The following is a 24,662-nucleotide window of genomic DNA, read 5'->3' on the forward strand; positions in this document are numbered from 1 at the left end:
GGACATTTTTCGTCCTGAACGACCCTTTCATGACATTTCGGCGGGCGGGGTTACTGCTTCGAAAGGCCCCGCTCGATCGCCTCGATGATGCGCGGCCGCATCTCGGCGGCGCTGATGATCGCGTCCACCGAACCGACCTTCACCGCGCGCTCGATGCTGTGCACACCGTCGAACTCGGACGCGACCGCGCCCAGCTTCTCCGCCCGCACCGAAGACCGGACTTCGGCCAGTTCCGCGGCCAGCGCGGCGCGTTCGGCGCCGGTCGCCCCGCTGAGCTTCTCCGACAGCGACCGCACCCGCTGATCCGCCGCGGTCCGCGCGTTGACCTCACCGGCGAACACGACCGCCGCGGCGGGCGCGCCGCCGAGCACGGAGGCGAACGAGCCTTCCAGCGCCAGCACGGTCATGTTCGGGTTCAGCGCCTTCGAGAAGACCACGAACGCGCCGCCGTGGTACCGCGAGATCACGGTGAACACGATCGGGCCCTCGAAGTTGACGATCGCCCGGCCGATCTCCGCGCCGTACTCCAGCTGCAGTTTCCGCATCGACTCCGGTGAACCGTCGAAGCCGGACAGGTTCGCCAGCACCACCAGCGGCCGGTTGCCGCTGGCCGCGTTGATCGCCCGCGCCGCCTTCTTCGACGACCGCGGGAACAGCGTGCCCGCGGTGTAGGTGTCCGGGCCGTCGGTGGGCGGGAAGCCGCGGCGCGGCACCGAACGCGACTCGATACCGAGCAGGCACACCGGCCGCCCGCCGAGGTGCACGTCCTGCACGGCCGCGGTCTCCGCGTCGGCCATGCCCGGCCAGCGCTCCAGCACCGGGTGGTCCTGGTCCGACAGCGCGCGCATCACGGTGCGGATGTCGAACGGCTTCTTGCGGTCCGGGTTGGCTTCCCGCGAGAAGATCTGGCCGACCGTGGTGAAGTCGCTGTCGACGGCCGCGTGCGGGAACGGCGAGACGTCCCGATCGATCGGGTCGTTCGTGACCGCCTTGCGCGGGCCGGTCTCCTCCGGCGCCACGTAGGTGTGGTCGTAGTGCGACATCAGCACGTCGCGGGCAGCGGCGAGGTTCGGCGCCCAGTACTGCGCCTGGCCGTTCGGGCCCATGACGCGGTCGTAGCCGCCGATGCCGAAGTTGTCCTCGGCCGAGACACCACCGGAGAAGTCGAGCGACTGCTTACCGGTCAGCACCATCGCGGAATCCGGTGTCATCACCAGGATTCCCTTGGTGTGCATGAGCATCGTCGCTTCGGCGTTCCAGTACGGCTGGGCGCCGACGTTGATCCCGGCGACGACGATGTTGATCTCGCCACCGTCCTGGGTGAAGTGCACGATCCGCTTGAGCGCGGCCGCGACCCAGTCCATGTTCTCGGTACCGGACTCCATCGAGATCCGGGCACCCGCCGAGAGCGCGTACCACTCCAGCGGGACCCGCAGCCGCTCCGCCAGATCCAGCGCCGCGATCACCCGCGAGCACTCCGGCTCCGACAACGCGCCGAGCGCCTTCGTCGGGTCGCCCAGCAGCACCACGCGTTTGATGCCCTCCGGGTAACGCTCGGTCGGTGTGGTGACCACACCGGCGACGATCGCCGCCTTGTTGCGCCCCTTCTTCCGGTCGACCGGGACGAGGGTGTTGCTGTCGTCCATGTCGTACTCGGCGAACGAACCGAGCATCTCGGTCAGCTCGTACGGGTACACCGTGTCGCGGCGGCGGGCGCGCAGCACGTTCTGGCGGTAGTCGTCGAGCGGGAGGATCGGCTCGGTGCTGGGCTCGGTCAGCGACATCTGCACGCCGCTGCTGACGTCGTAGCCGATCCGCACGGCGACCTCGGTGATGTCGCCGGTCACGCGGTCGCGCTGCCTGCCGAGGAACTGGACCTCTTCGAGGCCCGCGCCCGCCGTCGACGGCTGCACGCGCTGCGCGACCGTGTTCAGCTCCTCGCCGGTGAGCTCACTGGTCGGCCACACGTACAGCATGATCCGGTTGGTGTCGAAGCGCTTCTTCGCCGGGAGCGTCGCCTGCACTTCGCGGATCGCGTCGAGACAGCCCGCCAGTGTGCCTTCGACCGCGGGCAGGGCCAGCAGCTTGCCGTCGTTGTCCCGCAACGGGGTCAGGTCGCGGACCTGGGCCAGCGCGACCAGCCGCTGATCCGACGGGTTCATCGGCGAGACGCACTTGAACAGGTAGACGTCTTCGTCGCCGGACGGCAGCCGCGTGAGGTCGAAGTTCGCCAGCCGCTGCAGCTGCATCCGCTGGGCGATCAGCGGGTGGAGACCGCGGATCAGCCGCTCCTCGCTGAAGCCTGTCGAAGACGGGCGGAAGGTGAAGTGGTGGTGCGTCACCGCGCCGCCGTGCCCGGCGACCGTGGTGGTGATGCGCCGGATCCGGCTCGGCAGCGACTCGGCCGTGAGGACCTCGCGCAGCCCGGCCGCCATCGTGTCGTCGTCGGCCGACTCGTCGTCCCAGGTCAGGTAGAGGTCCGCCTCGACGTCGGTGTCGGCGGGCAGCTGGGCGGCGAGGTCGGCGACCGCCTTGATCGCGCCGGGCAGCCCGGCGCGGTCGACGGCGGTGGTCGCCATGTGGAACCGCTCGTTCTCGTCGGCGTAGTCACCGGTGACGAAGGTGCAGCCCCCGGCGGTGACCTGCTGGACACCGGTGAGCGCGCGGTTGCCGTAGTAGCGGCGGCTCAGCACTTCGAGCAGCGGGGTGTGATCGGTGCCGGGGCGCCCGATCCGCTGTCCGAGCAGGCGGACCAGCGGCTGCGCGCTGGCCAGCATGCTCGCGATCCGCTCGGCGCGGTCCGGCGAATCCGGGTGCAGGTCGAGGTGACGCAGGTGCTTGCGGACCTCGCTGTACACCTCGGCGCGGGTGCGGCGGAGCAGCGGCTGGGCGAACCAGCGGAACACCACGCTGCGGGCCAGGTCGCCGACCACCGGGAAACGGAGCTGCGTGGCGGCGATGAGCGCCTCCAGCGCCTTGCCCGCCGGCTCCCGCATCGACTCGAACGGCTGCGCCTCGGTGAGCCACTGCCGCAGCAGCGCGGTGACGATCGCGACGTCGGAAGCGGTCCGCTGCTGGGCGAGGAAGATGCGGAAGACCGCCTCCTCCAGCTCCGGTGTCCGCTCCAGGTCGTCGATGCCGTAGTGCGACAGGACCTTCTTGAGCTTGTTCTGGAACGACTCCGACAGCCCGGCGCGTTCGACGTCGAGGCTCTGCAGGTAGGTGTGGAAGAACTCGCGGGCGCTGTGCACCCGGGTGTCCGTCTTGGCCTCTTCGCGCGCCGGCTTGTTGCGCATCAGCTCGGACAGGTCGGCGAACACGGTCAGCAGTTCGACCTCGCCCTCCAGCGGGCGGTCGCCGTTGGCCTCCAGCTCGGAACGGGCGGCCAGGTACGCGCTGAGCGTGCGGCGCTCGTCGTGCGGGTCGACGTCGAAGCCCAGCAGGAGGCTGCGCAGATCCTGCTGCCCGCGCGTGATCCGCTGCGCGGTCGACGTGCCGTTCGGCTCCACGGGCAGCTCGATCTCGACGCTGCCGGTGTCCTCGGCGACCTCTTCGCCTTCGTCCGCCAGCGGCTCGAGCCGCAGCAGGGGAGCGCCGGTTTCGACCTGACTGCCGACCGAGACGACGCACTCACGCAGCTTCGCGCGGAACGGTGCGCGGAGCACCGTCTCCATCTTCATGCTTTCCAGCACCAGCACGGGAGCGCCGGCCTCGACCTCCGCGCCGACCTCGAGCGGTGTCGCGACGACGAGCGCGGGCGCGGGGGAGCGGACGACGCCGCCCTCGTCGCGGCTGATGCGGTGGGTGACGCCGTCGACCTCGACCAGGTGGATCGGCCCGTGCGTGCCGGTGACCAGGCGGAACCGGGTGCCGTTGACGGTGATCTGGCCGGTGTGCTCGTCGAACCGGTCGACCTCGACGTCTGCGGGGTGGATGTCGCCGCCGCCCGCGGAGACACCGACGCGGAACCGGCGGTGGCCGATCCTGGCCACGCTCACGCGGTACGCGGCGCCACGCAGTTTGAGGTCGAGCGGACGGCCGCTCTCGTGCTGGACCTGCGGGCGGCCACCGTGCGCGGTGGAGACAAGCCGTTGGCGCTCAACGGCTTCCTCGTCCTCGTAGGCCTCGATCGCGGCGGCCGCGAGCGCGATCGCCGAATGGCGGTGGGTGACCAGCTTGCCCTCGCCGCGGACGCGGTCGATCCAGCCGGTGTCGGCGCTGCCATCGATCACCTCGGGCTGGTCGAGCAGGTCGAGGACGAAGCTCTTGTTCGTCGCGCCGCCCTCGATGATGACCGTGGTCTGCGCCATCGCGCGGCGCAGCCGGCCGAGCGCCTCGTCACGGTCGCGGCCGTAGGCGATGATCTTCGCGATCATCGAGTCGAAGTCGGCCGGGATCGTGTCGCCTTCGCTGACCCCGGTGTCGACCCGGATGCCGGGGCCGGAGGGCAGGGTCAGGCGTGCGATGCGGCCGGGCGACGGGGCGAAGTCGCGGTCCGGGTCTTCGGCGTTGAGCCGCGCCTCGACGGCGTGCCCGAACTCGGCGGGCTGGGGGCCTTCGAGCTTGCCGCCGGAAGCGACGTGCAGCTGGGCCTTGACCAGGTCCATGCCGGTGGTCAGCTCGGTGATCGGGTGCTCGACCTGCAGGCGGGTGTTGACCTCGAGGAAGGCGAACAGCTTGTCGCCGGGGTGATAGAGGAACTCGACCGTTCCGGCGCCGCAGTAGTCGACCGCGAGCGCGAGCCGCTCGGCGGACCGCTTGAGCTCGTCGGCCTGCGCGGGGCTCAGCACCGGGGAGGCGGACTCCTCGATGATCTTCTGGTTGCGGCGCTGCACCGAACAGTCGCGGACGCCGAGCGCCCACGCGGTGCCCTGACCGTCGGCGATGACCTGGACCTCGACGTGCCGGGCGCCGGTGACCAGGCGCTCCAGGAACACGACGCCGCTGCCGAAGGCCCGCTCGGCCTCCAGACTGGTGCGCTCGTAAGCGTCTTTGAGCTCGTCGGCGGAGGTGATGACGCGGATACCGCGGCCGCCACCGCCGGCGGTCGCCTTGAGCATCAGCGGGTAGCCGATCTCCTCGGCCGCGCTGATGGCCGCGTCGAGGTCCGCGACGGCGCCGCGGCTCCACGGGGCCACGGGCACGCCGACCTCTTCGGCGATCAGCTTCGCGCCGATCTTGTCGCCGAGCTTGCGCATCGCGTCCGCGCTCGGCCCGATGAACGTGACGCCCAGCCGCTCACACAGCTCGGCGAAGGCCGGATCCTCGGCCACGAAGCCCCAACCAACCCAGGCCGCGTCGGCCCCGGTCTCGGTCAGCGCCCGCTCCAGCACGGCGAAGTCCAGATACGGACGCGCCGACGCGGGACCCAGGTTGTGGCTGAGGTCGGCTTCCCGCACGAACGTCGCCGACCGGTCCGCGTCCGTGTAGAGAGCGACGGTCTCGATCCGCTGTCCGGTCTCCGCCGACAGCTCGCGGACGGCATGGATGAGCCGCATCGCGGCTTCTCCGCGGTTGACGATGGCGACACGACTGAACACCGACTGAGCCTCCCAAGTACGCAGCACAACAGGTGACATCCCGCCGGATCACGCGCGGGACAGTCTCCTGTACCTGACTGACAGCCTGCCTCTTACCGGCCGGTACGAGAATGTCGTCGGTGACGCATGCCGAGGGCCGGGTCTTGTAGGAACCCGCCAAAAAGTGTCCTGGAACACCTAGTGGAGGGGCCTGATGACGTCATGAAGTGGACAATCGGGGGCCGGGCTTGCTAGACGGGTTCGTGAGGTGTCACCAGGTGTTCACGGCCGCTTCATCGGGGTCGCCGGGTGACTGCTTCGGCTGGGGAGCGCTTCGAGTGGCGGGGGTCGGGGGTGGAGTCGCTGTTGGAGGGGCTGTGGCCGTTTTTCGGCAACGGCGCTCGGTCGGGGGCGACGTTACGGGTCTTGTGTGGAGGCTTGCTCGGGTGGTGGTGGCGTGGTCGGTTTTCGGCAACGGCTGCCCGGGGTGCGTGACGAGGGAACGGTTGTTTGCGACGACAGGCGCGGTGCGGCGGCGGGGTTCGTCGGCGAGGAGCGCCAGCGGGCGGCGCGGTGCCCGGCAGGGGCTTCCGTGGAGATCTGCTCGGGCAGAGGCGGCGTGGCCGTTTTCCGGCAACGGAGGATGGGGCGGGTCGCGGTGTCTCGGTGCGAGTGAGGCGTGGGCGGGGGGAGTCGTGGCCGTTTTTCGGCAATGACTCAGATTTTCGGCAATGACTCAGAACAGTGGCGATTCGTCGGCAGAGTCACTGGCGGACGCCGCGCTGCCAAGCGCGAGATCTCCATGTGGAGGCCCGCTCAAGCAGAAGCTGCGTGGTCGGTTTTCGGCAAGGGCTTCACGCCAGAGCGGCGCTGCGCCATGGACGCGGCGATCGGAGTCGCGTTTGACAAACGCTCCCGTAGCCGATTTCCGGCGACAGCCCAGAGCAGTGGCGGTTCGTCGACACGACTACTAGGGGCCCTCGCTGCTGTGGCCGTTTTCGGCAACAGCTTCACGACGAAGAGGCGCAGCACCCCGGACGTAGCAATCGGGGCCGTATCTGACCAGCACTCCCCGTAGCCGATTTTCGGCAATGGGTCAGAACGGTGGCGGCACGTCGTCCGGAGACGCTGCCGGGCGGGGCTCGTGCAGGGGTGGCGGTTCGCTGTCGTAGCGCTGCCCGGTCGGGGTGGTGATGGTGAGGGTGCCGTCGGGGTCGAGGTGATAGATCCAGCCGGGTTCGTCTTTGAGGCGGTGGTCGCGGCGGCAGAGGTCGATCAGGTCAGCCGCGTCGGTATGGCCACCGAACTGCCACGGCACCGCATGATCGAGATCGCAGGCCTGGGCGACGCGGTGGCAGCCGGGTCTTCGGCATTCCCGGTCCCGCACCCGCACAAACTCACCCAGCCCAGCGGTGGGCCGGTACCGCTCCCGCCCCAAATCGAGCACCTGCCCGGACAACGGGTCGGTAATGATCCGCCGCAGCACCGTGTCCGCACCCGACGCGATCTGCCGCGCGAGCGACGCCGGGATATGGCCGTGTCCGGCCAGCTCCGCCGGCTCCTCGTTCACCCCGAGATAGGTGGCCAGGTCCATGTAGAGGAACACCTCCGACCGTTCCCCGGCGCCGCCCTGGCCGCTCAGCAGGAGGTCGAGGGCGATGTCGGCGCGCAGCTGGTCCAGGGTGCGGGTCTCACCCCCGGTCTTCAACGCCCGCGCTTCCCGGTCGATCCGGGTATAGGCGGCGGCCACTTTTTCGACCGGGCCGTCCTCGATCTCGATCGATGCCACCCCCGTCTCGCCCTGGCGCAGCGTCAGGCGGCGGCCTTCGCGGTGGTGTTCGGTGCGCCGGGCAGCTCCTTCCCGGTCCACCGTCAGCGCCGCGTGACTGGCCGCTTTCCGGATCTGCTCGGTGTTCCTGCCCTCCAACCGGTCCTCCAGTAACGTGTCCGCGGCGCGGGCGTCGTCGTCGGACAGCCACGCGGTCGCCGCGGCGACCTTCATCGCCCCCGCGCCACTCACCACACCCTGGTCCATCAACCCCAGTGTGCGGGGCAGGCGGGTGGTCAACGCCTCTGCGGTGGACACCAGGGCGCCGGCGTGGCCGTCCACAACGGACAACGCGAACGCCACCTCCTGCGCCACGCTGGACACGCCGTCGCGATGGCGGGACAGCTGCGCGATCGCACGGAACCGGACCGCCTCCAACCGCGCGATATCCGCCGACACCGCCTGTGTGACAGCCGCGCACTCCACATCGCTCAGAGCTGAACAATCCTTGTATGAAGCCAAAAAGGCTCTATCGGTATCCACGCAAAGAACCGTACAACCACCCACCGACAATTCCCGCCACAAAGAACTCAGTAGTAGTGCCGCAGCTCGCCCCACAGTGAAGACCAAGGCCGAGAAGTCCCCGTACACAAGGAAATCTTCACTCCCTGCTCCTCGTTCTCCACTCCGAGCCCGTTGTCGTGAGCGGTCACCTCACGACATCCGGTGAACCACGCCGGAAGATGCGGGCCCACCACCACGACAGGGCCGAGCGCGCTGTCCGGAGGCGGCCCCCAGTCCGCATAGGACATATGGCCCGAGTACACCGAAGGAAGCCCGTAGTGCTCCAAGGCCCCCGCTTGCCCGTAGTTCCGCGTGAAGATCACCGCGGTGCCGTGCGGGACCTGCTCCCAGACGTTGCGCACCGTCGACGCCAGCTCCGGCCAGCCCGCCTGTTCGCCTTGTTCCTTGTTGACCGCCAAAACCGGCGCCAGCGCGGAGACCGGCAGCAGCGGCAGCCCGACGATCAGGGAAACCGCCGCGCCGGTCACCGACCAGGACACCGACAGAACTCGGCGCCGGGTCCGGTCGAGCCACCGCAGGCAGGGGTCCGCGCCGGCGGCCGCGAGCAGCAACAAGAACGGCGCCGAGTAGTACGGTTTTCCGCTCAGCACCACCAAGATCACGCACAGCACCGGATAGGCCAGTGCGAAGACCGGGCCCAGCGCAGGTCCGGATCACGCCAGAGCCGGAGGCCGCCCGCGACCCAGACCGGCACGACCACGGGCGATAGATAGAGCAGCTGCATCGGCACGAACAGGATCCGGTTCTCCGCGCCGTCGTCCTCGCTGATCCCGGAAGCCACTGTCAGCAAAGGGAAATCGTGCGTCGCCTGCCAGATGAGCCCTGGCGCGGCCAGAATCAGCGCGAGCAGGATCCCGGCGGCGAGCCAACCGGTGCGGAACACCGATCGAGGCGACCATCAGCAGGACGAGCCACTTGCTCTCCAGTCCGATGCCGATGACGGCGCCGACCGCGAGCCACCAGCGTCCGTCGCCGGTGCGGAACAGGCGCAGGACCACCAGGCCCAGCGCGCTCCAGACCAGCATGTCGACCGTGGCCGTCGAGAGCATGTGCCCGTCGACCACGACGAACGCCGCCAGCGCGGTCATCGCGGCGGTGAGGACCTGCGCGCCGCGGCCGCCGCCGAACTCGCGGGCGACCAGGGCCAGCAGGACCACCGTCGCGGCGGAGCACAGCGTCGCGGCCACGCGCAGGCCGGGAGGAGTGGCACCGAAGAGGTCCGTGGAGACCCGCGCCAGCAAAGGCGTCAGCGGCGGCTGATCGACGTAGCCCCAGGCGAGCCGCTTGCCCGCGGCGAGGAAGTAGAGCTCGTCCCGATGAAATCCGTATCGCCCGACAACAAGGTCAGCACCAGGACCTGTATCGCGACCACCAGACCGACCGGACCCCGAGCGAATCGCTTCATCGCGCCTCCCCAGACGAGGCGAAGCCTACTGCGCGGGAGGAGCCAATTCGACCCTGTTGCGGCCACCCTGCTTCGCCCGGTAGAGCGCGGTGTCCGTGGCGACGAGGAGGTCGTCGACGCTGGTGATGTTGGCGGCCGGGTACAACGCCCCGCCGATCGACACCGTCAGGTCGGTCAGTACGGCGTCGCGATCGGGCAACACGACCGAGACCACCGCCACCTGGTGCCGGATCCGTTCGGCCACCTGGCGCAGGGTCTCCTCGCCGTGGATGTCCGGGATGACGATCGCGAACTCCTCGCCGCCCCAGCGTCCGCAGACGTCCTGCTCGCGGATCTCGGCGCGCAGCGCGTCGCCGACCGCGCGCAGGACGAGGTCGCCGTTGGGATGGCCGTAGGTGTCGTTGATGGTCTTGAAGTTGTCGAGGTCGAGGAACAGCACGCCGAGTTTGCGTCCGCCGCGTGTCCGGCCCAGGAGCTCCTCGGCCAGCTGACGCCAGCGGCGTTTCGTGACGAGCCCGGTGGTGGCGTCGGTGTGCGCGTCACGCCGGTACTGCGTCAGCAGCAGCCCGCGGTGCAGCGCGACCAGTGCGATGACGACGCCGACCAGCACCAGCGGGTTGGCCTGGACGAGGACGACGGCCGTCACGAGGCCGAGGCCGAGCGCGCCGGCTTCGAGGATCTGGTCGCCGAACCCGGAGAACAGCTCGCCGATCGTCTTCGGCGGCGACGAGAAGGCGATCGCGATCATCACCAGCACGGTGTTGATCGCCCAGCGCAGGGCCGCGGCCACGATGATGACGGCGAGGTCGCCCAGCCCGGCGAGCAGGCCCGAGTCGGGCGAACCCGGGTAGTGGCGCATGCCGAGGCTGAGGACGACGACGGCGGCCTGCGTGCCGCAGAGCACCGTCGCGGCGGAAAAGATCCACCGATGGGGGAGAACCGGCCGTTGGTGTGGCCAGATCCGCAGCCATGCGATGGTGTAGGTCACCACGACCATCGCGGCGGCGAGCACCGGCGGCAGCGCGATGACGGCGGCGACGCTCCAGACCGCCTTGGTGTCGACGTAGGCGACCGACGGGGCCCTGTCGTACTCCCGTTGGCGTTCGATCTGCCGGGTGCCCTCGATCGCGATGGCCGCGCACAGCGTCAAGACGCCGAACCGGGCCAGGTCGGTGCCGGTGACCGGGACCAGCCGGGCCGTCGCCGCGGTCGAGAGGACTGCGATGAGATTCACGACCAGGACGTAGGAACGCACAGGCCGCGGCAGGCTCCACAGGTGCCAGGCCCCGAGCCGCCGCCGCGCGTCGCCGAGTCGTCCGTTCACGCACCCTCTTCCGTCGGTGATCTACACCGTAATCGAACCGGGACTGCGACGACCGTCGTTGTCCGGACGATAAGAAGCGCGGCCGCGAATTCCCCCGGACAGCCCAACCGGAAAGAGGGAGGTGCACCGATGCAGGACAACAACTGGTGAATGTTTTGCCCGATACATCGCTGGTTCGAGGGAGGTGAACGACATGCGGGACAACAACTGGACCACTCGGCGTGACAACAACTGGACCTGAGTGATCCGGCCCACCGAGGCGCGGTTTGGCGAAGGGAGGTGAACGCAGTGCGTGACAACAACTGGACGACCCGTCGTGACAACAACTGGACGTGATGAGCCGATCGAGTCAGGAACCATGCTCGCCAACGGGTGTCGTCCCGCCGGCCGGACCCACGGGATCTTCGGGGCCGCGGCGGGACGACACCGCTCGTGACCAGCCCACCCCGGCGACGCAGGCGACCAGCACACCCGCACCCGCCGCGACGGTGATCACGGTGGTCGGCGCGACGACCTGGGCCAGCAGCCCGGCGGCCGCGATCCCGGCCGCCTGCGCCGCCCGCAAGGCGGCGATCGCGACCCCGATCACCTGGCCGCGATGGGCGGACGGCGCGGCGAGGCTGTACTGCGTCTGAGTGATCATGTCGTGCGCGGAGAAGACACCGGAGAGCGTCCACAGCACGACGATCGGGACCAGCCCGCCTGCCCAGGCGGTCGGGATCAGCACCAGGCTGCTCGCCACCGTCAGCACGCCCAGCGCCCGGACCTGCCGTTCGCGCGGGATCCGGCTCAACAGGATCCCGCCGAGTACGGACCCGACCGGGTTCGCGGCCAGCAGCCACGGCAGCGCGCCCGCACCGCCGAGTTCGGCGGCGACAGGGACGGCGAGGCCTTCGGGCACGACGTAGAAACCACAGCAGCAGGCGATGAGCAGCAGCCAGCGCAGTTTGCGGTCGCGGGCGACCAGCCGGCAGCCCGCGAGCAGGGAAGGGTGCCGGTGATGGCTCGGCGCCGAAGGTGGGTACCGCTCGAGTCCGAAGCGGAGCATGAGGGCCGACAGCGCGAACGTTCCCGCGTCGATCAGCAGCGCACCGGGGACGCCGAGGCCGGCGACGACGGCGGCGCCCGCGCCGAAACCCACCACGAGCCCGGCCTGATAGGTGGACGAGATGACCGCCTGGCCGACGACCAGGCGGTCCGGGTCGAGCAGATCCGGCAGCATCGCCTGGCGGGCCGCGTAGAACGGCCCGGCCATCAGCTGCACTAAGAACAACAGCGCGGCCGCGGCGGGCAGCGGGAGACCGGGCACCGCCATCAGCGCGATCAGGACCGCGCGGCCGACGTCGGTCACCACCATCACGGTGCGCCGTGAGAAGCGGTCCGCGATGCCACCGAGGGCACCGCCCAGCAGGTCGGGCACGAACGTCAGCGCGTACGCCGCCGAAGCCCACCCCGCCGACGACGTCCGGTCGAACACCAGCACCGTGAGCGCGACCCTGGCCAGCTGGTCGCCGGCGACCGAGAGCAGGTGGGCGAGCCAGATCCGGCGGAATTCGGCGACCGCGAAGACACTGCGGAACGACGCCGCCGGGGCTGACATGCGCTTCAGGCTGTCGTGAAGCGACCACTTCGCGCAACCCCGAAGATCTTCGAAAAATATCCGTTGTCGTGTCGAACCGCCGGGTACCCGTTCGACGTGTAAGTAAGAGAAGGAACGGAGAATCCGATGTCGCATTCACTGGGCCCGCTGGCGAACAATCTGGCCGCCTATGCCATCTACTCGACCGCGCAGACCGAGATGCGCCACGCCTACAAACTGATCGAGGCGGGCGACTACCTCGGCGCCGCCGCGGAGATCGATTCCGCCGCGCACGCCGCCGAAGTACTCGCCCGCGCCACCTCGGATCTTGACGCCGAGCGCTCGCAACGATGGCTCAGAGTCGTCGCCGCCCGAAGGCGCTTCGCCGAACAGGCCCGGGTGCGGGCGTCGGACACCGCCCTGTCGCTCGCCGCGTGAGTCAGCCCGCCGGATAGGCCGAGCCGATCCAGGCCTCGTCCACCCGCAGCCGGTCGGCGCCCTGGCTGTCGACCTTCTCGATCCGCACGTGCCGCGCCGTCGTCACCGGCAGGTCGATGAACCGCACGCCCCGGTGGTTCGGCAGCGAGCCGCTCTTCACCGGTGAACCCCAGTTCTGCCCGTCCGCGCTGACGTAGACCCGGTAGTTCTTGATCCGCGCCGAATTCGACGCCGGGTAGGTGGTCGAGTCCTCGCGCTGGTTGATCCCGATGTACTGGATCCGCTTCGGCGTACCGAGGTCGAACCGCAGCGACACCGGCTGCGCGGACGTCGCGTCCCAATAGGTCGAGTAGTCGCCGTCCGCCACGGCCTGCGCCGGATGCCCGCTCCCGGAGGCGCTGGCGCTCATCGAGTACGACGACGGCGGATAGATACCCTCGCGTCCGCCGGTCTCCACCGCGAACACGGTGTCGTACTCGTCCCACGACGAGATGCCCGACAGCGTGAGCTTGCCGCCGGACTGACTGTGCGCGACCACCGCGCCGGTGCGCAGGTCGGTCACCCGCTTGACCTTGTAGCCGTTGTCCCGCAAGGAAAGCGTAGATCCCGACGGCCGGGTGAGGACGTGGAGATAGTGCTTGTCCGGGTCTGTCTTGGACACCGTCGTGACGCCGTGCGCTCCGTCGTTCCAGAAGCCCGGCGCGATCCCGCCGTGGTCGTAGCCGCCGCCGTGGGTGCCTTCGACGGACGCCCAGCTTCTTGCCCAGCACGAGCCTGCCTCCTGACGACGTCCCCTACGGCGGGCGAAGACGTGCTCGGTGATGTTTACGGCCATGGTCGCCGGGAGGCCCGGCCGGCGGCAAGAGGCGTTCCCGTTCAACGGAAAGCGCGTCGATAGGTGCCCGGGCTGACGCCGGTCGTGCGCTTGAACCGTTCGCGGAACGAGGTGGAGGAACCGAAACCGACTTCGGAGCCGATCCGTTCGACGGCGTACTGGGTGGTCTCCAGCAGATGCTGCGCCTGCCGGATCCGCGTCCGGTGCAGCCATTGCAACGGGGTCGTCCCGGTCTGTTCGCGGAAGTGCCGGATGAGCGTGCGCGTGCTCGTCCCGGCGCGCGCGGCGATTTCGGCCAGGCTGAGGTCGCGTGCGAGGTTTTCCTGCATCCAGAGCAACGTGGGTTCCAGCGCCGCGCCGCGGGGAGCCGGGGGATGCCGCAACGCGATGAACTGCGCCTGGCCGCCCTCGCGTTCCAGCGCCATCACCGAAAGACGGGCGGCGTCGGCGGCGATCGCGGCGCCGTGGTCGCGGCGGATCAGGTGCAGGCACAGATCCATGCCCGCGGCGGCGCCGGCCGACGTCAGGATCTGCCCGTTGTCGACGTAGAGCACGTCCGGGTCGACGTCGATGTCCGGATAGGCGGCGGCCAGCGCCTCGGCGGCGACCCAGTGGGTGGTGGCGCGGAGGCCGTCGAGCAGGCCCGCGGCGGCGAGGACGAAGGTGCCGGAACAGATCGACGCGATCCGCGTACCCCTCGCGGCGGCCGAGGTGAGCGCGGCGCGGACGGCCTCCGGCAACGGCCCTGCCGGGTCGGCGGTACCCGGGACGACGATCGTGTCGGCCTCGCGCAGCGCTTCCAGGCCCCACGGCGCGCGCAGGGTGAAGTGCCCGGCGTCGACCTCGGGGTGCTCGGCGCAGACGACCACCCGGTAGCCCGCGCTCCCGTCGGCGAGCCGGGTCCTGGTGAAGACCTCGATCGGTGTCGAGAGGTCGAACGGGATCACCTTGTCCAGCGCGAGGACGGCGACGGTGTGCATGACCGCAACCTACCCGCCCCGATGGCGAGATCCCGTCGGAAGACGTCGTTCGCGCCACTGGGAGCGGCACCGTCGGAGTTCTAGCGTCGAGCCATGATGATCATCGCGCCGATCCTCGTCGGCCTTGTCTACGTCGTGCTGATGTCGCTGATCCACGAGCCGCACCGCCGCCGTTTCAACGCGGTCATGGTGGCGGGCGCCGGCGCCGCGTACCTGAGCGGCGGCGGCCTCGGGATCTGGGAGTTCGCGTTCACCGCCGTCATGACCTACGTGGCGTACCGCGGCCTGGAGTCCTGGACGTTCATCGGCGTCGCGTGGCTGCTGCACACCGGCTGGGACGTCGTGCACCATCTCAAGGGCGCCCCGATCATCCCGTTCGCGGAGCATTCCTCGTTCGGCTGCGCGATCTGCGACCCGGTGATCGCGATCTGGTGTTTCGCGGGCGGGCGATCGGTGACGGATCTCCTCCGCGCGCGTGTTGGTCGTTCGGCCGTTTGATGCGAACATATGTTCTATGACGATCGAGGGTCCCATCCTGCACGCCGACCTGGACTCGTTCTACGCGTCGGTCGAGCAGCGTGACGATCCGAGCCTGCGCGGGCGGCCGGTCATCGTCGGCGGAGGCGTCGTCCTGGCGGCCAGTTACGAGGCCAAGGCGTACGGCGTCCGCACGGCGATGGGCGGCGGCCAGGCGCGGCGGCTGTGCCCGGGCGCGATCGTGGTCCCGCCCCGGATGCACGCGTATTCGGAGGCCAGCAAAGCGGTCTTCGAGGTCTTCGACAACACGACGCCGCTGGTGGAGGGCATCTCGATCGACGAGGCCTTCCTCGACGTCGGCGGGCTGCTGAAGATCGCGGGCACGCCGAGCCGGATCGCCGCGAAACTGCGGAAGGACGTCCTGGAGCAGGTCGGCCTGCCGATCACCGTCGGCGTCGCCAGGACGAAGTTCCTCGCGAAAGTGGCCAGCGGTGTCGCGAAACCCGACGGCCTGCTCGTCGTGCCGCACGACAAGGAGCTGGAGTTCCTGCACCCGCTGCCGGTCGAGCGGCTGTGGGGCGTGGGCAAGGTGACGGCGCGGAAGCTGCGCGAGCGCGGCGTGACGACGGTCGGGCAGATGGAAGGGTTCGGGGAGAAGGAACTCGTCCGGATGCTCGGCCGCGGCGTCGGCGCCCACCTGCACGCCCTGTCCCACAACGACGACCCGCGGCGGGTGCAGACCGGTCGCCGTCGCCGCTCGATCGGGGCACAGCGCGCGCTCGGCGCCAGGCCGCGTTCGCCCGCCGAACTCGACGCGACGCTGCTGACCCTGGCCGATCGCCTGGCCAGGCGGCTGCGCGCGGCACAGCGGGTGTGCCGGACCGTCGTGCTGCGGATGCGGTTCGGCGATTTCACCAAGGCGACCCGCTCGCACACCCTGCTGGAGGCGACCGAACAGACCGGCGCGATCATCGCGGCGGCCCGCGACCTGCTCGCGGCGGCGAGACCGGTGATCGACGAACGCGGGCTCACGCTGATCGGCCTCGCGCTCACGAACCTGACCAAGGACGACTCGATCCAGCTGGCACTGCCGTTCGGCGCGAAACCCAGAGACGCGCTCGATTCGACGCTCGACACCGTCCGGGACCGCTTCGGCGCGAAGTCCATCACGCGGGCGGTGCACCTCGGGCAGGCCGAGGAGCCGTGGGTGCCGCTGCTGCCGGACTGAACCCGTCGCTAGGGTGTTCCGGTGGCGGAAGTCGAGATCTACACCGACGGTGCGTGCAGCGGCAATCCCGGCCCCGGCGGCTGGGGCGCGGTGCTGCGGTACGGCACGGTCGAGAAGGAGATCTACGGCGGGGATCCCGGGCCGACCACGAACAACCGGATGGAGCTGACAGCGCCCATCGAGGCACTGGAAAGCCTGAAGCGCCGGGTCACGGTGGACATCTACACCGACAGCACCTACGTCCGGAACGGCATCACCAGCTGGGTGCGGAACTGGAAGAACAACGGCTGGATGACCTCGGCGAAGACGCCGGTCAAGAACGCCGATCTGTGGCGCCGTCTCGACGATGCCGCGTCACAGCACGACGTCGAATGGCATTGGGTCAAGGGGCACGCCGGGCATCCGGAGAACGAGCGAGCGGACCGGCTCGCCGTCAAGGGTGTGGAAGAGGTCGTGGGGCGACCTGTCGTCCAGCCCGGCGAACGGTCCGCTCGGCGTCGTTAGAAAGACGTCGTCAGCAGCTGACGCTGACCTTCGCGCTCTTGTTGAAGGAAACGTGGACGTGGTCCATGTGGTTGGCGGTCGCGCCGCCGCGGTCCTCCATGGTGTCCCAGCCGCTGCCGTCGTTGTAGCGCTGGCGCCAGATGACGTAGCTGACGCCGAAGTCCTTCTGGTTGGCGAGGATGTACTCGGCGACGGCGTTACCGGTGGCGGTGTCCACCATGAAGTCCAGCGCGAGGCCGGAGGGGTGGTCGCTGGCGTTCGCCCGGCCGGCGACGCCGCCGACGGTCTTGATGCCGAACTTCGCCTTGACGTGGTTGCCGACCTGGGCCACGTGCGGTTTGGTGCCGGCGAGGCTGGTCGAGCACGACGCCGTCGCGGCGGGCACGGTCGTCTTCACCGTGGCGGGCGCCTTGGCCGACGTCGTCGGCTTCGGGGGAGCCGAGGAGGTCGAGGGGGGCGGTGTCGTCGTGCTGGAGGGCGGGGTGCTGCTGGTCGACGGCGGGGGAGTCACGCTGGAGACCGGGGGAGCCTGCAGCGCGAGCGCGGCACTGGCCGCTTCGACGTCAGGGGAACCTGCGGTGGTCAGCCACATCGACGCCGGGAGCGCCGTGGCGACCGCTGCCGCGATACCCGCGGGGAGCTTCCATTGCGGAGCCTTGCTCTTGCGATGTCTGCCGGCCATTTCTCTGATCACTCACCACTTCGGGGACGGGAACTCGCGTCGGGGGCCGCGAGCTCCGGGCAACATTACGAAAAGGACACGGCAATGTCACGCCCGAGTGTGTTCGCCCACAGTTACCTTGATCGTTGAACCAAAAGAGGCTCACGCCCGTACAGATACGAGAAGTGCTTTTATGTGAGCACTGTGAGTGACGAATTCAGTCGGCTTTGCAGGAGTGGAAGTACACTTCCTCGTTCGGCGAGATCACGTTCACTCCCGGGGAGCGCGGGCCCCGTCCGGCGGCCGTCGTGGCCGCGATCACGGTGCAGACCAGCTGATTGATGGCCTGGTTGGACAGTTTGCGCACCGAGAACGGCAGCGCGAGGCTCGACGGGTCGCCCGGGTACACCGCGACCCGGCCCACCTCCGGCGGGACGAACGTGGTGAGTCCTTGCGCGGCTTCCCGCTCTGTCGGCCCCTTCAGCAGGAGCGTGATCGCGCCTTCGGGGGAGATGACGCCTTCGCTGGGCCGGGTCACCGGGATCACCCGGCCGTCGGAGACGAAGTACAGCGTCAGCCCGCTGAGAACATACGTGCCCTCGGCGTTGCGGATCGACGGTCCCGGCCCGGCCGCGACGACACCCGTCGGCTGCACACCGCAGGCCGTCACCAGTGTCGCGGCCGTGAGCGCGAGCAGGACCCGGGTCTTCCTCATCACGTCCCTCCTTCGGTGCGGTGCGGCAGGCGCAGGACGAACCGGGTGCCGTGGCCGGTGTTGGCGGCCGTGATGCCCCCGCCGTGCAGACGCGCGTTCTCCAGCGCGATCGCCAGGCCGAGGCCGCTGCCCTCGGACCGGGCGCGGGCGGAGTCGGCCTTGGTGAAGCGGTCGAACACGTGCGGCAGGACCTCGGGATCGATCCCCGGCCCGTGGTCGTCGACTTCCAGGGTGACGCCGTCGCTGTCCGCGCGCAGCCGGACTTCGACTGGGGGCGTGCCGTGCCGGAACGCGTTGCCGACGAGGTTGGCCACGATCAGGTCGAGCCGCCGCCGGTCGACGCGGGCGAGAACGCCCTCCGGCAGGTCGGTCACCAGGTCTTCGCCGTCGCGCCAGCCGCGGGCGTCGAGGCTGTCCCGGATCGCCGTCGCGAGATCCCATTCGTCGAGCACGAGTTCGGCGCGGCCCGCGTCGAACCGGGAGATCTCGACCAGGTCCTGGACGAGCCGGGTCAGCCTGCGGGTCTCGCCCGAGACCAGCCGTGCCGCGACGGCGGTGTCCGGCGGCAGCGCCTCCGCGTCCTCGTCCAGGACGTCGGTGACCGCGTTCATCGCCGCGAGCGGCGTGCGGAGTTCGTGCGAGACGTCGGCCACGAACCGGCGGGCGTCGGCCTCCATGGCTCTCAGCTCGCCGACCGTGCGTTCCAGCTCGGCGGCGGTGTTGTTGAAGGTCGTGACCAGTTCGGCCAGCTCGTCGGATCCCTTGGCGGGCAGCCGGATGTCGAGCCTGCCCTCACCGAGCTGGGCGGCGGCGGTGTTGAGCGCCCGCACCGGCCGCAGGACCTGCCTGGCGGCCAGCAACGCGAGCGCGGCGGCGAGCGGCAGGGCCAGCGCGGCCATCTGCCAGGCGTACTTCGCGAGCTCTTCGATGGCTTGTTGCTGCTGGCCGAGCGAGGTGAGCGAATACACCTGGAGCCCGCTGCGCCCCATCAACCCGTTCGGCTGCCTGGTCAGCACCGGCATGCCGACCAGGAGTTCGGGGATGGCCTCGCGGTCGAGGCGCTGGAACTGGATCCGGTCGTCGTTGGCGACGGTCTCCCGTAGTTCGGAGGAGAACGTGGTCAGGTTCGGTCCGTTGACCGACCGCATGTCCTGATAGACCGCGACGGCGGTCAACCGCAGGCTGCCGGCGAAGTCGTTGAGCTGTTCCTGGGTCGGCGGCGTGGAGAGTGGACGGCTGTAGGCGGCGACCCGGTCCTTGAGCTGGTTCATCGCCGCGTCCTGGACCGCTTCGAGGATGGCGTTGCGGGCCGAGACGTAGCTGGCCCCCGCCGCGGCCGCAGCCCCGATGATCGTCATCGCCGCGAAGGCGAGGATGAGTCGCGGCCGCAGCCCGGAGAGCAGCCTCATGAACGGCCGAACCGGTACCCGAAGCCGCGGACGGTCTGGACGTGGTCGGGTTTCGCCGGCACGTCCTCGATCTTCGCGCGCAGCCGCTGGACACAGGCGTCGACCAGCCGGGAGTCGCCGAGGTAGTCGTGGTCCCAGACGGCGGAGAGGATCTGCTGGCGGCTGTAGACCTGACCTGGCGTGCGCGACAGCTCCAGGAGCAGCTTCAGCTCTGTCGGCGTGAGCGAGATCGGCTCGCCGTTCTTCGTGACCACCAGCCCGGCGCGGTCGATGACCAGGCGGCCGTGCCGTTCCCAGGCCGGGTCGCCCTCGCTCGTGGGCTTCTCGCTCACCGCGCGCCGCAGGACCGCCCGGATCCGGGCGTCGAGCACGCGGGGCTCGATCGGCTTGGTCACGTAGTCGTCGGCGCCCGCCTCCAGCCCGGCCACGATGTCGAAATCGTCGCTGCGGGCGGTGAGCATGATGATGGGCACCTCGCCCGCCGAGCGGATCCGGCGGCAGGTCTCGAAGCCGTCGATCCCGGGCAGCATGAGGTCCAGCACGACGATGTCGGGCTGGTACACCCGCAGTTTCTCCAGCCCGAGCTCACCGCTCTCGGCGGTGTGGACGGTGTGCGCCTGCCGGCGCAGCGCGAGTTCCAGCCCCTCCCGGACGGACGCGTCGTCTTCGATCAAAAGGACACTTGCCACGTCGCCATTATTCGGATGTCACCGCTTGTGTGCGACTCGGCTCGATCTTGTAGCAGAACCATGACATTGTCCGGACCTCCTGGAGAAACGGCGTGGGAACAGTGAGACCCATGGCCGTACTCACCCACGAAGCGAAACCGACCCCCGCCCACCGTCCGCTGCCCGGACGGCATGCCGAGACCGGGCGCACCCTGTCCAGGGCCGTGTTCCAGCTCGCCACCGGACTGGGACTGGCCGCCGCGTTCGTCGTGACCTTCGTGCTCTTCGTGCACACGTCGGCCGGTCAGCTCGCGGAGAACGGCGTCGTCCGCAGCGCGCAGTCCGGCCAGTGGTCCACAATGGACTGGGCGGGCCCGCTACGGGACCAGGACATGGTGCTCGTGATCGGGGCCGCCGCGATCGTGCTGGTCGGTCTGGCGTTCCTCCGCCGGAAACCCGGCCTCCTCATCCCCGCGCTGGGTGTCCTCGTGCTCCCGCTCATCGCCGCGCAGTTGCTCAAACTGTATGTCCTCGAACGCCCCGAACTGCCCGACGCCGGTTACGGACCGGGACACAACAGCTTCCCGAGCGGGCACGTCAGCGCCGCCATGGCGATCCTGATGGCCTTCGCTTTCGTGCTGCCCCAACGGTTCCGCCCGGTGATCATCGGGTCGGGCGGCGTCGCCGTCGCCTGGGTCGCGTCGTCGACCATCGCGCTGGGCTGGCACCGGCTGAGCGACACGGCGGGCGCCTGCCTGCTGGCGGCGTCGTTCGCCTGCCTCCTCGCCGCCTGGCTGACCACCCGGCGCCGTGACCTGCGCCGCACGCCCGTTCTCCTGGTGGTCTTGGCCGCGGTGCTGCCCACCGGGATCGTGCTGATCGGGTTCGCGGTGCTGAGCACGGCGACCGACGGCGCCGCCCAGTTCGTCGCCGCGCTGGTGCTGGCCGCCCTGTCCGCCGTGGGGGTCGTGCTGGTCGCGCTGTGGCCGTTGCGCGGATCCGCGTTCGAGCGGCGGGCCGCCGTGGAGACCCGGGTGGTCGACGACCTCCTCGAAACTCGCCTCGTGACCCGCCGCTGACGCGGGTCGTCCGGAGGTGCCCCGAATGTCACGTATGGAACGTTCTCCGTTCCATACGTGACATCGGTGCTTCGGGGGTCCCGTCCCGCGCGGCGGGCTGAAGGGGCCCTTCGCCGCGTCTGGTCCACCCCGCAAACGGACACGCCCCGGTTTCTCGGGCGACAGCCTCGCGATCCAACGCCCCCAATGCGGCATTGGAGACGTTCAGTGTCCCCAATGCCGCATTGGGGGCATGGGCTCGAGCCTGACCAGGGCTGAAGGGGCCCTTCGCCGCGTCAGATGCGGGCAAGGAGGCCTTCGGTCCCTTGGGGCGTGAGTGGTAAGTCGCGCCAGAACCGTCCTAGCCACTCACGAGGACCACAGCCGAGCCGGGGACCGCAGGCCCTCGGGGTGGCGCCAGGCCGCTCGCGCACCTACCCACGGCACTCGATGTGGGTAGCCTCGCCACGGTGAAGGAATTGGGACGTTGAGTGTCCCGATTCCTTCACCGTCGATCCGGGCGCCTACTGGGATCGACACCCTCTCGTGAGTGGTGAGGACGATCAGAACGGCACTTACCAGTCCCGGCGCGAGTCCCCGGCCCGGCTGAGCGGCGACGTGGGAGCCCTCGGCGAAGGCGGGACGGCGGAAGGCGCCAGCACGACCCGGTTCCGCCCGGTCCGCTTAGCTTGGTACATGGCCGTGTCCGCCGCGCGGAAGAGCTCGCCGTAGTCCGTCGAGTTCTCGGGCGAGAGCCCGACGCCGATCGACACGGTGCAGCCGTGGATCGGCCCGACGGCGCGGGGTTCGTTGGTGGCGTGTCCGCTGGCGAGCTCCGTCAGGCCGGTGATCGCGGTCTTCGCGACGGCCTCCCGGATCCGCTCGGCGATCCGCATCGCCTCCTCGCGGGTGGTGTCCGGCAGCAGCACCGAGAACTCCTCGCCGCCCCACCGCCCGACGACGTCCGTGGAGCGGGTGTTGTGCCGCAGCACAGCGCTGACACAGCCGAGCACGATGTCACCGCCGGAATGCCCGTACTTGTCGTTCCACTGCTTGAAGTGGTCGAGATCCAGCATCAGGAACGCCGTCGGCCGGCGGTCGGTCTGGTCTTCGAGCAGCCGCAAGGCGGCCGGGGCGTGGAACGAGTCCTCGGTCAGCAGCCCGGTCTTCCGGTCGCGCTGGCTGCGCGCGATCGTGTCCGCCAGCGTCTGCGAGAGCCGCGTCGAGCGCAGCGCGACCCCGATCATCACCAGCGGCACCAGCGCGATGTTGACCGCGCCGAGGATCGTGGTGCACGCGGCGAGTTGCAGCGCGTAGACGAAGTCCGCGTTGTCGGCCCAGCTGCCGATCAGTTTCTGCCGCCGCCAGCCGCCCCACGCCAGGCCGCGCGCGATGCTGATCAGGAGCGTCTGCGACGCGAAGTACCAGAGCGCGGCGCCCACCAGCGCGACGGCGGCGACCGCGATGTCACCCGCTCGCTGGGGGAGCATGCCCGATTCGAGCCAGGTGTGCAGTGACGTCAGTTCGGTGATCGTGTGCACGCCGAGGATGGACGCGGCGTGCGCGGCGGTGGTGAAGAGGAACGTCGTCATCGCCTTGTGCGCGATGGAGTAGCGCTGCACGCGCACCATCAGCAGCAGCGTCAGCGACAACGTGGGCGGCAGGAGCACGGCCGCGCTGCCGAGCCAGACGGCGGTCTGGTCGATGTGCTCGCCCCGCCGGTCGTCGGCCCGACGCTGTTCCTCGGGATGCTGGGTCTGGACGAGGTACCAGATCGCGCAGCCCGCGATCACGCCGAAGCGGACGAGGTCCGTGGTCGTCGGGGAGGCCTTGAAACCGCTGTACAGGGCCCAGACGGCCACCGCGATCTCGGTGCCGAGCATCCAGAAGACCGCCGCGGGCGGCAGCCGCCACAGTTCCCACCCCGCCGGATGCCGCAGGGTGTTCCAGGCGCGACCTCGCAGCCGCCAGACGCGGGCGGCGGCGAGGCCGACGGTATCGGCGAAACCGCGGAGCGAACCGGGCGGTCGCTCCGAGACCGCGTCACGGTCGTGCTTGCCGAACTCGCTGACGGGGGCCACCTCCATCCGTTACGCACCGCACCCGCTTCGATCTTGCTGGGTCACCGCAAGGGGCTGACAGGGGTACCGCGTTGACGATCGCGTGAGACAGGCCATTGCCTGCGTTCGCCGGACGCGATACCGCCACAAGCTGGCATGGTGGCTCGTATGCCTGATGCCGCATACGACGCCGCCGCGGTCCCTGTGATGTTCGGTCCGGAATTCGACAGAGATCCGTCGCCCGCTTACGAATGGCTTCGTGCGAATGCCCCGGCGTTCCGGCTTCCGCTGCCCGGCGACACCTGGACCTGGCTGCTGACCCGGCACGCGGACGTCGTTTCCGCGATGGCCGACCCCCGGCTGTCCAAATGCCCGTCCGTCGCGGCGGATCACTGGCGCAAGGCCAATCTCGGACTGCCCGCCGACCACCGGCCGACGCTCATCGGGCATATGAACAACGTCGAGGGCGAGGAACACGCGCGGCTGCGCAAGGCCTGCGCCGGCGCGTTCGGACCACGACGGCTGCAGCATATGCGCGACCGCACGCATCAGCTCGCGAACGAACTGCTGGAGCCGATCCTGGAGCGGGGCGAGGGCGACCTCGTCGAGGATTTCGCGTACCCGCTGGGAATCCGGTCGATCTGCGAGCTGATCGGCATCCCAGACACCCTCCTGGACGAGGTCCGCCCGCCCGCTCTGGTGGTCGCCGCCGGCGACGTCACCGACATGGCCTCGATGCTCAAGGCGACCGACGATCTGGACGCGCTGCTCGCCGACGTCGTCGCCCGCAAACGCGCCGAACCCGGAGCGGACCTGATCAGTGATCTGCTCACCCAGGAAGCCGCCGGGAAGCTGACAGACGAGGAGGTCGCCGCGACGGCGTTCCTCTCCTTGATCGCCGGGCACGAGACGACGATCAGCCTCATCGCGTCCACCGCGCTGACCCTCATCACGCATCCGGAGGAGGCGGCCCGCGCCCGTGCCGACGGCTCCTACCTGACGCTCGCCATCGAGGAGGTCCTGCGCCGCGACACCCCGCTGCAGAACACCAGCTGGCGGTTCGTCACCGAGCCGATGGAACTCGCCGGGCAGCGGATGGAGGCGGGCGACCCGATCCTGTTGTCGTTGCTGGCGGCCAATCGGGATCCGGAGGTCCACCCCGAACCGCTCGCTTTCCGCCCCGGCGAACGACCGGTGCGGCACTTGGCCTTCGGGGTCGGCCCGCATATCTGCATCGGCGCCGCGCTCGCGCGGATGCAGGCGTCCGCGGCGTTGGAGACGTTGTTCGACCGCGCGCCGTCGATGACGCTGACCGTGCCCGAGGACCGGCTCGTGTGGTGGCCGAGCGCGATCACCCGCGGCCTGCACAACCTGCCGGTCAAGCTCTAGGCCGGTGGCTGAAGGGAACCATGCCCGCATCGCATGCGGGGAAAGTCGCCTTCAGCTCGC

The 24,662-nt window shown here is 69.7% G+C and carries 19 protein-coding genes; 6 read left to right on the top strand and 13 right to left on the bottom strand.

The features are described from left to right. Positions 1-50: 50 nt before the first annotated feature. The 6 genes from ACZ6YV_RS40745 to ACZ6YV_RS40770 all read right to left on the bottom strand — a co-directional run bounded on the left by ACZ6YV_RS40745 (position 51) and on the right by ACZ6YV_RS40770 (position 12,201). A complete protein-coding gene (locus tag ACZ6YV_RS40745; protein WP_465514740.1) occupies positions 51-5,540 on the bottom strand; it encodes an ATP-binding protein in 5,490 nt (1,829 codons plus the stop codon). A gap of 1,075 nt (positions 5,541-6,615) precedes the next feature. Continuing rightward, positions 6,616-7,830 (bottom strand): HNH endonuclease signature motif containing protein, encoded by a 1,215-nt coding sequence (locus ACZ6YV_RS40750; protein WP_465514741.1) that lies wholly within the window; start codon positions 7,828-7,830, stop codon positions 6,616-6,618. 47 nt (positions 7,831-7,877) lie between these two features. Then, positions 7,878-8,474: a hypothetical protein gene (locus ACZ6YV_RS40755; protein WP_465514742.1), complete on the bottom strand. Its 597-nt coding sequence runs from the start codon at positions 8,472-8,474 to the stop codon at positions 7,878-7,880. Positions 8,475-8,525: 51 nt separating this feature from the next. Then, the gene (locus tag ACZ6YV_RS40760) at positions 8,526-9,113 is read right to left on the bottom strand and encodes a glycosyltransferase family 39 protein (protein ID WP_465514743.1); all 588 of its coding nucleotides are present in this window, start codon (positions 9,111-9,113) and stop codon (positions 8,526-8,528) included. Between the two features lie 189 nt (positions 9,114-9,302). Continuing rightward, the gene (locus tag ACZ6YV_RS40765) at positions 9,303-10,532 is read right to left on the bottom strand and encodes a GGDEF domain-containing protein (protein WP_465514778.1); all 1,230 of its coding nucleotides are present in this window, start codon (positions 10,530-10,532) and stop codon (positions 9,303-9,305) included. A gap of 418 nt (positions 10,533-10,950) precedes the next feature. Further along, on the bottom strand, positions 10,951-12,201 hold the full coding sequence (locus ACZ6YV_RS40770) for an MFS transporter (protein WP_465514744.1): 1,251 nt from the start codon (positions 12,199-12,201) through the stop codon (positions 10,951-10,953). A gap of 126 nt (positions 12,202-12,327) precedes the next feature. Here ACZ6YV_RS40770 and ACZ6YV_RS40775 point away from each other — a divergent pair, with 126 nt between their 5' ends. After that, positions 12,328-12,618: a hypothetical protein gene (locus tag ACZ6YV_RS40775; protein WP_465514745.1), complete on the top strand. Its 291-nt coding sequence runs from the start codon at positions 12,328-12,330 to the stop codon at positions 12,616-12,618. Position 12,619: 1 nt separating this feature from the next. On the opposite strand, the gene ACZ6YV_RS40780 is transcribed toward ACZ6YV_RS40775, so the two are convergent. Together ACZ6YV_RS40780 and ACZ6YV_RS40785 are read right to left on the bottom strand one after the other, a co-directional pair. Beyond that, positions 12,620-13,453 carry a discoidin domain-containing protein gene (locus ACZ6YV_RS40780; protein WP_465514746.1) on the bottom strand — a complete coding sequence of 278 codons (834 nt, stop codon included), beginning with the start codon at positions 13,451-13,453 and terminating at the stop codon, positions 12,620-12,622. Positions 13,454-13,494: 41 nt separating this feature from the next. Then, positions 13,495-14,433 carry a GlxA family transcriptional regulator gene (locus ACZ6YV_RS40785; protein WP_465514747.1) on the bottom strand — a complete coding sequence of 313 codons (939 nt, stop codon included), beginning with the start codon at positions 14,431-14,433 and terminating at the stop codon, positions 13,495-13,497. A gap of 93 nt (positions 14,434-14,526) precedes the next feature. On the opposite strand from ACZ6YV_RS40785, the gene ACZ6YV_RS40790 reads away from it, so the two are divergent. The 3 genes from ACZ6YV_RS40790 to rnhA are packed head-to-tail and all read left to right on the top strand — an operon-like array spanning position 14,527 to position 16,642. Beyond that, complete coding sequence (locus ACZ6YV_RS40790) at positions 14,527-14,931, top strand: DUF6010 family protein (RefSeq protein ID WP_465514748.1); 405 nt, start codon at positions 14,527-14,529, stop codon at positions 14,929-14,931. A gap of 16 nt (positions 14,932-14,947) precedes the next feature. Beyond that, entirely contained in the window at positions 14,948-16,138 is a 1,191-nt protein-coding gene (gene dinB / locus ACZ6YV_RS40795) for a DNA polymerase IV (protein WP_465514749.1), read from the top strand. Between the two features lie 21 nt (positions 16,139-16,159). Then, a complete protein-coding gene (rnhA, locus tag ACZ6YV_RS40800; protein ID WP_465514750.1) occupies positions 16,160-16,642 on the top strand; it encodes a ribonuclease HI in 483 nt (160 codons plus the stop codon). A gap of 10 nt (positions 16,643-16,652) precedes the next feature. On the opposite strand, the gene ACZ6YV_RS40805 is transcribed toward rnhA, so the two are convergent. From ACZ6YV_RS40805 to ACZ6YV_RS40820, 4 genes are all read right to left on the bottom strand, one after another. After that, the gene (locus ACZ6YV_RS40805; protein ID WP_465514751.1) at positions 16,653-17,324 is read right to left on the bottom strand and encodes a VldE C-terminal domain-containing protein; all 672 of its coding nucleotides are present in this window, start codon (positions 17,322-17,324) and stop codon (positions 16,653-16,655) included. Between the two features lie 196 nt (positions 17,325-17,520). Then, positions 17,521-18,018: a hypothetical protein gene (locus ACZ6YV_RS40810; protein WP_465514752.1), complete on the bottom strand. Its 498-nt coding sequence runs from the start codon at positions 18,016-18,018 to the stop codon at positions 17,521-17,523. Next, on the bottom strand, positions 18,018-19,427 hold the full coding sequence (locus ACZ6YV_RS40815) for an ATP-binding protein (RefSeq protein WP_465514753.1): 1,410 nt from the start codon (positions 19,425-19,427) through the stop codon (positions 18,018-18,020). Before ACZ6YV_RS40815 ends, ACZ6YV_RS40810 begins: the two co-directional genes overlap by 1 nt. Beyond that, the gene (locus tag ACZ6YV_RS40820) at positions 19,424-20,116 is read right to left on the bottom strand and encodes a response regulator (RefSeq protein WP_465514754.1); all 693 of its coding nucleotides are present in this window, start codon (positions 20,114-20,116) and stop codon (positions 19,424-19,426) included. The genes ACZ6YV_RS40815 and ACZ6YV_RS40820 overlap by 4 nt, the downstream gene beginning before the upstream one ends. A 110-nt stretch (positions 20,117-20,226) precedes the next feature. Between ACZ6YV_RS40820 and ACZ6YV_RS40825 the strand changes: the two genes are divergently transcribed. After that, positions 20,227-21,174 carry a phosphatase PAP2 family protein gene (locus ACZ6YV_RS40825; RefSeq protein WP_465514755.1) on the top strand — a complete coding sequence of 316 codons (948 nt, stop codon included), beginning with the start codon at positions 20,227-20,229 and terminating at the stop codon, positions 21,172-21,174. A gap of 554 nt (positions 21,175-21,728) precedes the next feature. Here ACZ6YV_RS40825 and ACZ6YV_RS40830 read toward each other — a convergent pair. Beyond that, positions 21,729-23,240, bottom strand: coding sequence for a GGDEF domain-containing protein (locus ACZ6YV_RS40830; protein ID WP_465514756.1), 1,512 nt, complete (start codon positions 23,238-23,240; stop codon positions 21,729-21,731). Between the two features lie 141 nt (positions 23,241-23,381). Between ACZ6YV_RS40830 and ACZ6YV_RS40835 the strand changes: the two genes are divergently transcribed. Continuing rightward, positions 23,382-24,602, top strand: a complete 1,221-nt coding sequence (locus ACZ6YV_RS40835) for a cytochrome P450 family protein (protein ID WP_465514757.1) — start codon at positions 23,382-23,384, stop codon at positions 24,600-24,602. Positions 24,603-24,662 lie beyond the last annotated feature (60 nt).

This window comes from Amycolatopsis sp. NPDC102522 (assembly GCF_055584485.1).

Bases quoted from the DNA above. Each gene is read 5' to 3' on its own strand.
- ACZ6YV_RS40770 (WP_465514744.1), bottom strand. From the start codon at position 12,201: ATGTCAGCCCCGGCGGCGTCGTTCCGCAGTGTCTTCGCGGTCGCCGAA.
- ACZ6YV_RS40775 (WP_465514745.1), top strand. From the start codon at position 12,328: ATGTCGCATTCACTGGGCCCGCTGGCGAACAATCTGGCCGCCTATGCC.
- ACZ6YV_RS40780 (WP_465514746.1), bottom strand. From the start codon at position 13,453: ATGGCCGTAAACATCACCGAGCACGTCTTCGCCCGCCGTAGGGGACGT.
- ACZ6YV_RS40785 (WP_465514747.1), bottom strand. From the start codon at position 14,433: ATGCACACCGTCGCCGTCCTCGCGCTGGACAAGGTGATCCCGTTCGAC.
- ACZ6YV_RS40790 (WP_465514748.1), top strand. From the start codon at position 14,527: ATGATGATCATCGCGCCGATCCTCGTCGGCCTTGTCTACGTCGTGCTG.
- dinB (WP_465514749.1), top strand. From the start codon at position 14,948: ATGACGATCGAGGGTCCCATCCTGCACGCCGACCTGGACTCGTTCTAC.
- ACZ6YV_RS40805 (WP_465514751.1), bottom strand. From the start codon at position 17,324: ATGGCCGGCAGACATCGCAAGAGCAAGGCTCCGCAATGGAAGCTCCCC.
- ACZ6YV_RS40810 (WP_465514752.1), bottom strand. From the start codon at position 18,018: ATGAGGAAGACCCGGGTCCTGCTCGCGCTCACGGCCGCGACACTGGTG.
- ACZ6YV_RS40815 (WP_465514753.1), bottom strand. From the start codon at position 19,427: ATGAGGCTGCTCTCCGGGCTGCGGCCGCGACTCATCCTCGCCTTCGCG.
- ACZ6YV_RS40825 (WP_465514755.1), top strand. From the start codon at position 20,227: ATGGCCGTACTCACCCACGAAGCGAAACCGACCCCCGCCCACCGTCCG.
- ACZ6YV_RS40830 (WP_465514756.1), bottom strand. From the start codon at position 23,240: ATGGAGGTGGCCCCCGTCAGCGAGTTCGGCAAGCACGACCGTGACGCG.
- ACZ6YV_RS40835 (WP_465514757.1), top strand. From the start codon at position 23,382: ATGCCTGATGCCGCATACGACGCCGCCGCGGTCCCTGTGATGTTCGGT.